This is a genomic window from Bacteroides sp. L10-4 (assembly GCF_013373675.1).
Taxonomy (GTDB): Bacteria; Bacteroidota; Bacteroidia; order Bacteroidales; family Bacteroidaceae; genus Bacteroides; species Bacteroides muris.
In genome coordinates, this window is record NZ_JABXJH010000001.1 from 117,329 (window position 1) to 130,708 (window position 13,380).

Genomic DNA, 13,380 nt, shown 5'->3' on the forward strand with positions numbered 1-13,380 from the left:
ATTAATAAGTTTCCCGTATATGCTTCACAAGAATTTCCGGATTTATACCTTTTTTTATTTCCGGAGAGGTAATCATAATTCGGTGTGTCTCTCCCGGCAATAAATCAAAGAAATTATCTGTAAAACGCGCACCTTGATAAGGTATTTGCACAAAAACGTCCTTCGCCAACTTTGAAGCAGACAGTGTCACTTCACACACACCGTCCTCTACGACCTTTATCTTACTTTTCACCATTGTTTGGGGTAAATCCAACTCTTTAGTGGGCGCAAAATAGTGAACATCACGCGCCACTTCCTTTCCATGCTTATCCTTCAAAGACAAGAGCAGATAGCACTCCTTACGCAGCTTTTCATCGGCCCATTCATCTAAATCCTTACCAAATACTTTCACAGAGCTATTGGCAGGAGCCTCCACTTTGACCGACTCCTGCTGTAGTTTCTTGCCGTTGAAATCCATCAACCGCATTTCTAAAGTCATACCTGCCGAATCTTCCAATTTATCAGAAAGCAGATAGACATTCAGATGCCCGTTCTCATGGACAGGATTAACTATCAACGGAGCAAACGCACGTTTCGCCTGGTAATGCAATGCTTTCCAATTACCATAATAATCAATGCCCGACCACGATACGACCGGCCAGCTATCATTCAGCTGCCAATAAAGCGTTCCCATGCAGTATGGGCGGTTGCGACGGTGCGCTTCAAAGCAATAGCGCATCCCTTGCCCTTGCAATACAAGACCGACATAAACAAAATCCTCAAATTTTTCGGGAACGATGAAATCACGTTCCATATAGGTACGTATCAAGTCATTGCCCAACGAACTCTTCTGATGGGCAGTCATTACTTCAGATTCTATCTCATAATCTTCGGGAGAAGCAAAAGTGGCGATGGTCTTCATTTCGGGGAACGACTCGAAACCGAACTCGCTCTGGAAACGTCCGATTTCCGTATCAGACGATTCAAAAGTTTTCTTGCCGTACCAGATACCCCAGTTGTGGCTGTCACCGATATTCCAGGAATCAGGGCGTCCCCAATTGGAGAAATAAGGAGAAGTATGAACATAAGAGCGTCCCTCATCCCACTCCTTCACTTTGGAAGGAAGCAGTTCGCGGAACAGTTTGTCATAGTTGCGGTAAAACTCCTCATATACCTCGGGAGTATAACGGGATTGCCATCCCCAATATTTCAATCCTTCCAATATTTCGTTGTTACCGCACCACATAGCCAAGCAAGCATGATTGCGCAGACGCTTGATATTGTAATCCACCTCCTCGGAAACGCGTTTCAAGAATACCGGATCAGCCGGATAAACGGTGCATCCGAACATGAAATCCTGCCATATCAAGATGCCGTTTTCATCTGCAAGGTCATAAAAGCGATTATCCTCGTAAGTGCCTCCTCCCCATACACGGATGACATTCATATTGGCTTCTTTGATGTCACGGAACAGGGTAGCATAACGCTCGTCGGTCATGTTAGGCAATAGAATGTCATTGGGAATAAAGTTGGCACCTTTGGCAAACATGGGGATACCATTCACTTCAAAGTAATAGGATTCACCATGTTCGTCCTTTTCATTCACCAGACGAATCGTACGGAGTCCGATACGATGATGTCCGGAAGCAACCGTCTTTCCCCGGCAGACCACTTGCGCCGTAAAATCATACAGCACTGGTTTTCCCCAGCCATTGGGCATCCAACGCACCGGATTCTTAATCTCTACAGGAATTTTCACATGGTTGATGCCAGGATTCAGCACTACCGACTGTTTGACGGTAAGGGGCTGTCCGTCCTTCAAAGAACAGGACACGATGATTTCGGCTTCCTCTTTTCCCGATGATATACTGTTTATCTCCAGCTCATTGGAAATCTCTGCCTGCCGGTCGGTCAGCGAAAGCTGTTTCACATGATAGTCATCAATAGTAGCCACATCATAGAAACACAACGTGACGGGACGCCAAATGCCGCTGGTTACCATACGGATTCCCCAGTCCCAGCCGTAGCTGTAAGGAGCCTTTCGGGTAAATACACTGAGCTTCTTATCTGAATGGTCATTGTCTGCCGGATAGTCAAATCCGTTCGACGCCCATTGCGGCAATGTCTCCTTGATAGGTGAACGGAAAAAGACATGCAGTTTGTTTTCTCCCTGACGGAGCACCTCTTTCACCGGAACGGAATAACCGACAAACATATTGTCCGACTTCAACAACAATGCACCGTTGAGATAAACGTCCGCATACGTATCAAGCCCTTCAAAAGTCATCATGGCAGCTTCCCGCGAAAGCTGTTCTTCCGTCACGGTAAACGTAGTCTTGTATTCCCAGTCCTCATTCTCCACCCACTGAATATTCTTCTCATTCGTCCCGAAAAAAGGGTCGGGAAGCAATTGGTGATTCAGCAAATCTTGATGCACAGTTCCCGGTACAGTGGCCGACCTCCATTTATCGGTGCCCGCCTGAGAAAACATCCATCCCTGATTCAACATCAATACTTCGGAAGTATCATTAGCCTGAGCATTCCATAAGCTAAAACAAGCAATAAAAGTGTACAATAGTTTACTTTTCATATTATCGGATAAAAGATTTTACGCAAATATACTATTTATATATTTAAAAGCCACAGTCAATTAATATATTTTTTTAATTTACTTCTTGTATATAATAAAAACGCCACTTTAATCCAACATTTTCCTATCTTTGCTGAGGAAATATCAATCTTAAAGAAAATGCCATGAAAAAAATCATTCTCTATTCTTTGTTTACATTGCTCGCTTTGTATGCTCCGGCCCAGAAACGTATCAAAGTGGCATGTGTGGGAAACAGTATCACGTATGGCTACACACTGCCCGAACGTGAAACACAAGCTTACCCGTCACAATTACAACAAATGTTGGGTGATACCTATCAGGTAGGAAACTTCGGTAAATCAGGAGCTACCCTGCTTAACAAAGGACATCGCCCCTATATGCAGCAAGAAGAGTATCGACAAGCGATGGAATTTGCCGGCGACATTGTAGTAATTCATCTAGGCATCAACGATACCGACCCTCGTGACTGGCCCCATTATCAAGATGAATTTATCCGCGACTATCTAGCACTGATTGATAGTTTCCGCACCGTCCGTCCAGGCTGCAAAATCATCATTGCCAAACTGACCCCCATTGCTGACCGCCATCCACGGTTCGAATCCGGCACACGCGACTGGCACGGAGAAATCCAGCAGGCGATAGAAACCGTTGCTCGCGTAGCCGACGTACAACTGATGGATTTCGAGCAACCGCTCTACCCCTATCCTTTCCTCTTACCCGATGCCATCCATCCCAACCCCGAAGGTGCCAAGATTCTGGCACAAACCGTCTATTCTGCCATTACAGGCGACTATGGAGGTCTGCAAATGCCTATCACTTATACAAATGGAATGGTTCTGCAACGCGACCGTCCCTTGTTAATCAAAGGAAAAGCAAACGCCCATAGTAAAATAAAAGTAAAAATAGCCGGGCAGAAGAAAACAACCGAAACCGACAGCCAAGGATGCTGGCAGGTGACATTGGCTCCCCTAGCAGCCGGAGGGCCACACACCTTGAGCATCACAGACGGAAAAACCTCCTTATTATATAAGGACGTATTGGCAGGCGAAGTATGGCTTTGCTCAGGACAGTCCAATATGGAATTCATGCTGAAAGCCACCACTACTGCCGCAGAGGATGTCCCTGCCGCAACCGATGACCAGCTACGCCTATTCGACATGAAAGGCCGATGGCTGACATACGCCGTAGAATGGCCGGTGTCCGTACTCGACTCACTGAACCACCTGCAATACTACAAACATGCCCAATGGGAAAACGCCACTCCAGAAACAGCCCGTGACTTCTCTGCCATAGCCTTCTACTTCGGGAAAATGTTACGTGACAGCCTGCAAGTACCGGTCGGATTGATTTGCAATGCCGTAGGAGGTTCGCCCACCGAAGCATGGATAGAACGCAGCACGTTGGAATACCGGTTCCCTGCCATACTGAAACAATGGACTGGCAATGATTTTATCCAGGACTGGGTACGTGGCCGCGCTGCATTGAACATCAAAAAATCCAGCTACAAAGAGCAACGCCATCCCTACGAACCCTGCTACCTCTATGAGGCAGGCATCCGCCCCTTGGAAAGTTTCCCCATAAAAGGCGTCATCTGGTACCAAGGAGAGTCAAACGCACATAATTTCACCACACACGAAAAGCTGTTCCATCTACTTGTAGATAGTTGGCGCAAGAATTGGAACGACAAGCAACTACCTTTCTACTATGTACAACTTTCCAGCATAGACCGCCCTTCATGGCCATGGTTCCGCGATAGCCAGCGGAGAATGATGAATACCATCCCTGCAACAGGCATGGCTGTTTCCAGCGATCTCGGAGATTCGTTGGATGTGCATCCGCGCAACAAAAAGCCTATCGGTGACCGACTGGGACGCTGGGCATTGAACCGCACCTACAACCATACGCAAGTAGTGCCCTCAGGACCTATGTTCCGCAACGTGGAGTTCCGTAATGGTGCAGCATATCTGGCATTCGACTATGGTGAAGGATTGCACAGCGCCGACGGTCAGCCTCTGCACACTTTTGAGGTGGCAGAAATTGACGGATTGTTTGAGCCCGCCGTTGCCGAAGTAGAAGGAAACCGCTTGAAAGTCTATAATAAAAACATCAAGAATCCACGCTACGTGCGCTACGGCTGGCAACCGTTTACTCGCGCCAATCTGGTGAACGAAACAGGATTACCGGCTTCTACGTTCCGGACAGAATAGTATATTTATCCCTTTCCGCATCAATAAAGAAAAAGGCTACACTCTCCACACAAAAGGGGGTAGCCTTTTTTCTACCACTGGTATCAAACATTTATAAGCCATAAATTTCCGGGAACAAAAGAGACTCTCTGGCATATATCGACCTTGGTAAAAAGCAACAGGAAAAATATATGATTAACGTGAGATCGAAATAATACTGGGTGATTCACCCGGCTGACCACTGGTGTCAACTACACGAAGCCCAGTAACTGAACCTTGTAAAGATTGTCCAGCATTACTGAAAGCAGCATTTTCCAACACTTTGTTGCCCATTTTCGAGATAGCAGTTGTCAACGCAACACGTTTTTGCGAGCCCCCATAACCTACTACCACCACTTCCTCCAGTAATTCAGAATCCTCCTGCAAACTAATGTTAAGTAGTTTTTCATTCCAAACCTGTTCTACCGTTTTGTAACCCACAAATGAAATTTGGATAATGTCGCCCTCTTTCACACAGAACAAAGAGAAATTACCATCAATGTCGGTAATCACACCATTGGTACTTCCTTTTACTACTACCAAGGCACCGATAACAGGACCAAGGGCATCGTTGACCGTACCTTTACAAACACTGCTCTGTCGCGTGGCATACACCCCTGCTACATCAGGGTTTGCAGCATAAACCGCTCCTGTTGAGCCTCCCAACAAAAGCAGCATCATGCTGACTGTTCTGAATTGTCTAAACATAATAATGCAATTTAAGGTTCATAATAGGGTCTATAACCCGTTTTACCTATTCATTATTAACTCAGTTATTAATATTAAACCTAAGTACTTCCAGAACTATATATTTAAAGAAGTATTTGATATCTGCCGCAAATATAATAACAATTTTAATAACACCGCTTAGTTAATAAAAATATTTTTTATTAACCATATGCTTTTTTGTTTTTAGAGGGAAATAACTTGCTCGTTATACAAAAAAGACTATTGCAATAGAGGTTAATATTTTTTTAAGTAAATAGTTTGGTAATCTTATCTTTATTATCAAAAAGAAAACAATCCTCAAACTTTTCTAAATATAATGATGTAAGTACTGTTTTTAACAAAATGACGGCTCCCTATTAAATTATTGAATGAATATTTCGCAAATACATTGACGCTACAATTTGCTAACCCTATAGTACACTGATAATTTGCCAGATTATCAACCTCTCACTCTGTCTCTAAGAAAAGCTTGGTGGTAAAGTTGATTTTAGTTAGTACTGGAAGTACTATGCTTACTTTAATGATATGAATATTTGATATAAGGTCATTTGCAAACTGGTTATTTATATATAAACCTTAAATTACATTATTATGTTTAGACAATTCAGAACAGTCAGCATGATGCTGCTTTTGTTGGGAGGCTCAACAGGAGCGGTTTATGCTGCAAACCCTGATGTAGCAGGGGTGTATGACACACAACAGAGCAGTGTTTGCAAAGGTGTGGTAAATGATGCATTCGGTCCTGTTATCGGTGCCTCGGTAGTAGTAAAAGGAAGTACCAATGGTGTGATTACCGACATCGATGGTAATTTCTCTTTGTCCGGTGTGAAAGAAGGCGACATTATCCAAATTTCATTTGTGGGTTACAAAACGGTAGAACAAGCCTGGAACGGAAAACCATTGAACATCACGATGAAGGAAGACGCAGAAATGCTGGAAGAGGTTGTTGTTACTGCCTATGGTGGAAAAACGCTCCGTTCCAAGGTTACCAATTCAATTTCCAAAGTAGATAAAGAAGTGCTAGCAAGCGGTCTCCACTCCAACCCTGCCCAAGCATTATCCGGTGCAGTATCGGGCTTGCAGGTTCGTCAGACTTCCGGTGACCCGAGTGCTACACCTACCTTGATTCTGCGTGGTGGTACAAGTCTGGACGGTTCGGGCTCTCCTTTGGTCATCATTGACGGTGCGCAACGTGAGTTGAGTGACATCAACCCTTCTGACATCGAGTCCATGGAAGTAATGAAAGACGCAGGTGCTACCGCCATCTATGGTGCCCGTGCCGCTAATGGTGTGATTCTTGTAACCACCAAACGCGGTAAGGACGGTGTGAGCAACATCGGTGTGAAAGCTAAATTCGGTTTGAATTACTTCAACAACAACTACAACTTTTTAGGTGCAGAAGAGTACATCTATTGGATGCGTAAGTCATATCAGAATGCCTCCCAGATATATAAGAAGTCAGACGGTTCGTGGACTGGCTGGACCAATCTGAGCAGTTTGAGCGGTGCGCAGCCTTACGGTACGGGTAACATCTATTTCAATGCTGACGGCACTGTAGCCGATGGCAACAAAGTAAGCAATGCCAACTGGAGTGTCATGAAATACAGTGACGACCTAGCATTCTTGCTCAACAAGGGTTGGAAAACCATGATAGACCCTGTGTATGGCGACAAACTTATCTTCAAGGAATTCATGCTGGAAGACACAAATGTCAACTCTCCGGCATTCAGCCAAGATTACACGGTTGATTTCACAGGAGGTAACGAGAAAGGTACGTACTATGCCTCGATAGGTTTCAACAATTCGGAAGGCAATGCTACCAACAACTGGTACAAGCGTTTCACCTTCACCTTCAATGCGGACTACAAAATCAAATCTTGGCTGACCTCCAATTCTTCATTGAACTATTCGCACAACACGTGGGACGGTCTGGTAGGCAATGCCGATGCAGCCAGCTATTTCAGCCGGGTGTTCTCTTTGCCTCCCACCTTCCGTGGCAAGAATGAGGACGGCGAATGGTTGATTGGTGTGCGCGGAACGGGCGATGCCAACGTGCTGGCCTACAAGGATGCCCTGCACAGAGACAACAATACCGACAAATACACCATGACACAAGCCTTTACGGCACATTTGATGAAAGATTTGGACTTGAAGTTCAGCGGAAGTTGGTACTACGAGGACCGCAAGTACGAATACTTCAACTCCGACTATATGACCGGTGTAAACAATTGGAATAGAGACCACTATACGTATGACGATTACAACCGGAAGTTGAACCAAACTTACAACGTCATCGCCACCTACAACCGGAACTTCAGAAAGCACGATGTCAATGCGATGCTCGGTTTCGAGTATTTCATCGCGCAGGAAAAGGGATTCAATGCATACGGTTACGGAGCACCTACAGGCGATTTTCAGGATTTGAACCTGACAGATCCCGAAAGACGCTACATGGATTCATGGCACTACGAGAACCGCATCATGTCGTTCTTCGGCAAAGTGGACTATTCTTTCAATGAAAAATATCTTATATCTGCCGTACTCCGCCGCGACGGTTACTCCCGTCTGAACAAGGATGCCCGCTGGGGTGTCTTCCCAGGTATTTCCGCCGGTTGGATTATCGGTAAAGAAAACTTTATGGAGGGGTTGCGGGACATCATCTCCTTCGCTAAAATCCGTGCAAGCTACGGATCAAACGGTAACGTGGATACCAAATATATCGGTGATTATACCGTGCAGGGTTCTTATGGAAGTGTCGGCAAATACAACGGTGGAGGTACTAACAGCCTGACCGGGCTGCCGAACCCAAACCTAACCTGGGAAAAATCTTATACCTTCGAAGTAGGTGCAGACCTCAGTTTCCTGAACAACCGCTACAACGCAAATGTCACGTTCTACAACCGCCGCACGAAAGACAAGCTGGCTTACATCACGTTGCCTTCGCACTCGGGTATCAGTAGCTACCTGACCAACAATGGCGAAATCCAGAACATTGGTGTCGAAATCGAGCTCAATGCCAAAGTGTTCGAAACGAAAGATTGGAAATGGAACATTGGCGCCAACATCGCCTATAACAAAAACAAGGTCATCTCCTTGCCCAACAACGGTCTGGACAGAAACATGCAGAATGCCTTTGAAGTATACACGGGAAAGAAATCGGCAAACGGCTCATGGGAAAAAATATGGGTAGGTGGCTATCAGGAAGGACAGGAACCGGGTGCCATTTATGGTTTCAAGGCAGAAGGCATTTACCAAAGCTACGATGATATACCAGGTAACTTGAAAGACATCTCTACCGGTAACAACGGTTCAAGCAACAAGACTCTCTACGGTCCCGAAGCATGGGCAAAGCTGAGCGATGCCGAAAAAGCGAACGGCCTACCTATCCAACCGGGCGACGTGAAGTGGAAAGACGTAAACGGAGACGGTGTGATAGACAATTATGACAAGGTGAAACTGGGCAATACCGTTCCTCACTGGACCGGTGGTATTCACACCAACGTGTCTTGGAAAGGACTGACCTTTACCGCACGATTCGACTTCGCGTTGGGTCATAAGATATTCGACTCGAAGACCCCGTGGATTATGGGTAACATGCAAGGTACTTACAATACCATCGACCTGGTGAGCAACACATGGTCTGAAGACAACAAGGGTGCCAGATATCCTACGTATGTATTTGCCGATCAAAATGGAAAACGCAACTATGCCCGCGACAACAACAGCCTGTTCGTTGATAACGCAAGCTACCTGTCTATCCGGGAACTCAGCCTGAGCTACAGCCTGCCGAAATCCTGGATACAGAAAGTGAAAATGGAAAGAGTAGATTTGAACATCACTGCCCAGAATTTAGGATACATCACCGGAGCCAAATATGTGGCATCTCCTGAATATGGTGCAAACGGCTGGGGAGGATACCCGTTGCCAACAAATCTCGTGTTTGGCGTAAATGTAACATTCTAAACTATTAAAAAACAACAGAATTATGAAGAAATTTATATACGGCATCGCCGGTGCATTATTATTCGGCATGTACAGTTGCGATACCTTAGACTTGAGTCCGGAAGACTATGCGGCTGCCGGCAATTATTGGAAAAATCCAGAACAAGTAAGCACCTACATGAACGGCCTGCATGCTTACCTTAGAGATGATTATTCTTCACCGTTGGTGTTGGGTGAATTGAGAGGCGGAACCATGCGTGAAGGAACTTCTTCCATCAATACATCTTTGAATTCATCTTCCATCATCCGCAACGACTTGCGTACCACCAGCACAGGTATAAGCAATTGGAACAATTATTATGAAAATATTCTGCAAGTGAACCACTTCATCGAGCAAGTGAGAGACGAGTGCGCGTTCCTGAGTGAATCGGCACGCAATACTTTCTTGGGACAAGCTTATGGTATGCGCGCCTACTATTACTTCATGCTGTACAGAACGTATGGTGCCGTGCCCTTGGAAAAAGATATCAAGATATTAGATGGAAAGATTGACGCTGTAAGTTTGTACATGAAACGCTCTTCGGCTGAAGATGTGCTTGCGTTTATCAAGAAAGACATCAACGATTCTGAAACTGCTTTCGGATCAACAACTTCTTTCGACAAATATTATTGGTCGAAGTACGCCACTTTGTTCCTGAAAGCGCAGATTTATCTGTGGTCGGCAAAGGTGACTACCAATGATGACGAAAAACCTCATACAGCTACCGGAACATCGGATTTGGAGATAGCCCAAAAAGCTTTGAACGAAATCATCGGCAGCAACAAGTTTTCCTTGATGAAGAACTATGCCGATATCTTCGATTATGGCAAAAAAGCCAATAACACAGAGTCTATTTTATCCATGTATTTCGACCGTGGTGAAACGACTCACTGGGGAAGCAGCTTTTTATATACTCCGTCTATCGTAGTGGGTTCTTACTATAATCCCGATGGTACCGTCATGCAGGACGTACTTCAGTTGAACACTGCCGGTATCGTAAGATATGAGTGGAAATCTGCTTTCATCAAGTCGTTCGACCAGACTGACAGCCGCCGTGCCGCTACTTTCCTGGAATACTATCAGAACAAGGAACTGACAAAACACGGTTCAAGCATGCTGAAATTGGTGGGTCACGTAGCCGATGGCATCCGCTATTTCGACAATGACATTGTTATGATGAGATATGCAGATGTACTGCTGATGATGGCCGAAGTGGAAAACGGTCTTGGCAAACCGTGTGCTTCTTACATCAACGAGGTGCGCAAACGCGCCTATGGTGAGAACTATACGGAGGACGTGACCTACACAGACGGCACCTATGCCGAAAATGAATTGGCTATTTTGAAAGAACGCGACAAGGAGTTTGCCGGTGAAGGTACACGTTGGTTCGACTTGGTACGTATGCACGATGCTGCCAAGAAGCCTTTGGCATTCTCAGTTGCCGTGGCTTATCTGGAGCCCGGAGAAGAGGCTGCTGCAGTGTTAAGTAACACGGAAGAATATAAGTTACTGTGGCCTATTAATATTGGTGTCATGACAGCCGATCCAGAAATCAAACAGACCTGGGGATATAATCAAGCAGAGAATATCGAAGATTGACGATACTAGCCTTATTTATATATATATCAATCACTTTATGCCCGGGACTAAACACCCGGGCTATTGTGTTTTATATGGAGACGTAGCTTTATATCCATAAATTTGAAAAATTGTACAGAATATTAAGAAAAAGTCCTATCTTTGTTGTATCAATTTACCTAAAGAGTATATTGAAGTTCACCCATTTATTATACAAAAAACATCTATTTATGCCATGAAAAATGTATTTCCTTTTCTACTCAGCCTATTATATTGCCTGATATTTTCTCTTGCTATGCAAGCAGACAGCAGCCACCTGCTGCCCTATCCTCAGAAATTTGTACCTTCCGGAAAAGAATTCAATGCAAACATAGTGAGAATTTCGAGCCCTGTACTTCAAAACGAATGGGAAGCCTTCGTCAAAGAACGTGGTGGCAAAGTCAAAGAGCAAGCAAACACGCTCATCGAAGTGAAACTAGTTGCAGCAATTGAAAATGCCGCCTTGAATCAAGAAGAGGCATACCGACTGATAGTGGCTCCAAACAAAATTACCGTAGAGGCAGTGACAGAACGGGGGGTATATTGGGCCATGCAGACGCTTGCGCAACTGCAACATTCAAGGAAAAAAGGACTTAGTTTTGAAGGATGCACCATTACCGACTGGCCCTCTTTCCGCATCCGGGGCTTTTTACACGACGTAGGACGGCGATACATGTCCATGCAGGAATTGAAGAAGGAGATTGCCCTTCTGTCGAAGTTCAAAATCAACGTATTCCACTGGCACCTGACGGAAAACCAGTCCTGGCGTCTGCAAAGCAGAATATTTCCGATGCTGAATGACAGTGTAAACACCACCCGCATGCCGGGACAATATTATACCTTGGAAGAAGCACGGGAATTGGTAGATTTCTGTAAAGCACATCAAGTGTTACTGCTTCCGGAAATCGACATGCCGGGACATAGCGAAGCTTTTGTACGCACCTTCCGCCACGACATGCAAAGCCCCGAAGGCATGAAGATACTGAAACTGCTGATAGATGAAGTCTGTGAAACGTTCGATGTTCCTTATCTGCATATCGGGACGGATGAAGTTCGATTCACCAATCCTCACTTTGTACCCGAAATGGTATCTTATGTTCGCTCTAAAGGAAAAAAAGTAATTTCCTGGAATCCGGGATGGAAGTATCAGCCGGGCGACATAGACATGACCCATCTGTGGAGCTACCGGGGCAAGGCACAGAAAGGCATTCCTGCCATCGATTCCCGCTTCCATTACCTGAACCATTTCGATACTTTCGGAGATGTCGTAGCCCTCTACAACAGCCGCATCTACAACGAAGAGCAGGGAAGCCATGATGTGGCCGGTGCCATCCTCGCCATCTGGAACGACCGTTATGTGGCCGACGAGCAGAATGTGATACTGGAAAACAATTTCTACCCCAACATGCTAGCGATGGCCGAACGAGCGTGGCGCGGAGGAGGCACAGAATATTTCGACAAGCATGGTACCATCCTTCCTCAAGAAGACTCGGAAGAATTCAAGGCATTTGCCGATTTTGAACGCAGGATGTTGTGGCACAAGGAATACACTTTTCAAAGCGAACCCTTCGCCTACGTCAGACAGACGAACGTAAAATGGAACATTACCGACGCTTTTCCAAACGAAGGCGATTTGACTCGTTCCTTCCCACCCGAACAGGAAGAGTGGAAAGATGCCTATCAGTACGAAGGCAAGACGTATGGCGTACATCCAGCCACCGGTGCCGGCATCTACCTACGCCATGTGTGGGGATCATTGGTTCCGACTTTCTATAAGAACCCGCAGGAAAACCATACCGCATACGCTTATACTTGGGTTTACTCTCCGCACAAGCAGCAAGTAGGATTATGGGCTGAGACACAGAACTACTCGCGTTCGGAACCGGATTTGCCGCCTCCCGCAGGCAAATGGGACTACCGGGAAAGCCGTATCTGGATAAACGGTGAGGAGATTGCTCCTCCTGTCTGGACAGCTACCCACCGGAAGAAAAGTAATGAAACGGTGCTGGGCAATGAAAATTGTGTATCGCGTCCACCCATCCCCGTGCACTTACAGAAAGGCTGGAACAAGGTACTGTTGAAACTACCTGTCGGAAAATTCACTACCCCCGAAGTGCGACTGGTGAAATGGATGTTTACAGCGGTATTCGTAACTCCCGACGGAGAGAAAGCCGTAGAAGAACTCATTTATTCGCCTGAAAAGAAATTAACGAATAAGAAACTGTTTTAATTTCCCT

The 13,380-nt window shown here is 45.5% G+C and carries 6 protein-coding genes; 4 read left to right on the forward strand and 2 right to left on the reverse strand.

The window, feature by feature from the left end:
- Position 1: 1 nt before the first annotated feature.
- A complete protein-coding gene (locus HU824_RS00500) occupies positions 2-2,569 on the reverse strand; it encodes a glycoside hydrolase family 2 protein (protein ID WP_176467728.1) in 2,568 nt (855 codons plus the stop codon).
- Positions 2,570-2,733: 164 nt separating this feature from the next.
- On the opposite strand from HU824_RS00500, the gene HU824_RS00505 reads away from it, so the two are divergent.
- Positions 2,734-4,797: a GDSL-type esterase/lipase family protein gene (locus HU824_RS00505; RefSeq protein ID WP_176467729.1), complete on the forward strand. Its 2,064-nt coding sequence runs from the start codon at positions 2,734-2,736 to the stop codon at positions 4,795-4,797.
- A gap of 174 nt (positions 4,798-4,971) precedes the next feature.
- Here the strand turns inward: HU824_RS00505 and HU824_RS00510 are convergent, their stop codons facing one another.
- Positions 4,972-5,523 carry a carboxypeptidase-like regulatory domain-containing protein gene (locus HU824_RS00510; protein ID WP_176467730.1) on the reverse strand — a complete coding sequence of 184 codons (552 nt, stop codon included), beginning with the start codon at positions 5,521-5,523 and terminating at the stop codon, positions 4,972-4,974.
- A gap of 612 nt (positions 5,524-6,135) precedes the next feature.
- Here HU824_RS00510 and HU824_RS00515 point away from each other — a divergent pair.
- The 3 genes from HU824_RS00515 to HU824_RS00525 all read left to right on the forward strand — a co-directional run bounded on the left by HU824_RS00515 (position 6,136) and on the right by HU824_RS00525 (position 13,373).
- Positions 6,136-9,507 (forward strand): TonB-dependent receptor, encoded by a 3,372-nt coding sequence (locus HU824_RS00515; RefSeq protein ID WP_176467731.1) that lies wholly within the window; start codon positions 6,136-6,138, stop codon positions 9,505-9,507.
- A gap of 22 nt (positions 9,508-9,529) precedes the next feature.
- Positions 9,530-11,125, forward strand: coding sequence for a RagB/SusD family nutrient uptake outer membrane protein (locus HU824_RS00520; protein WP_176467732.1), 1,596 nt, complete (start codon positions 9,530-9,532; stop codon positions 11,123-11,125).
- 214 nt (positions 11,126-11,339) lie between these two features.
- Positions 11,340-13,373: a family 20 glycosylhydrolase gene (locus tag HU824_RS00525; RefSeq protein WP_176467733.1), complete on the forward strand. Its 2,034-nt coding sequence runs from the start codon at positions 11,340-11,342 to the stop codon at positions 13,371-13,373.
- Positions 13,374-13,380 lie beyond the last annotated feature (7 nt).

Excerpts from the sequence above, each read along its gene's own strand:
- HU824_RS00500 (WP_176467728.1), bottom strand. The coding sequence starts at position 2,569 with ATGAAAAGTAAACTATTGTACACTTTTATTGCTTGTTTTAGCTTATGG.
- HU824_RS00505 (WP_176467729.1), top strand. The coding sequence starts at position 2,734 with ATGAAAAAAATCATTCTCTATTCTTTGTTTACATTGCTCGCTTTGTAT.
- HU824_RS00510 (WP_176467730.1), bottom strand. The coding sequence starts at position 5,523 with ATGTTTAGACAATTCAGAACAGTCAGCATGATGCTGCTTTTGTTGGGA.
- HU824_RS00515 (WP_176467731.1), top strand. The coding sequence starts at position 6,136 with ATGTTTAGACAATTCAGAACAGTCAGCATGATGCTGCTTTTGTTGGGA.
- HU824_RS00520 (WP_176467732.1), top strand. The coding sequence starts at position 9,530 with ATGAAGAAATTTATATACGGCATCGCCGGTGCATTATTATTCGGCATG.
- HU824_RS00525 (WP_176467733.1), top strand. The coding sequence starts at position 11,340 with ATGAAAAATGTATTTCCTTTTCTACTCAGCCTATTATATTGCCTGATA.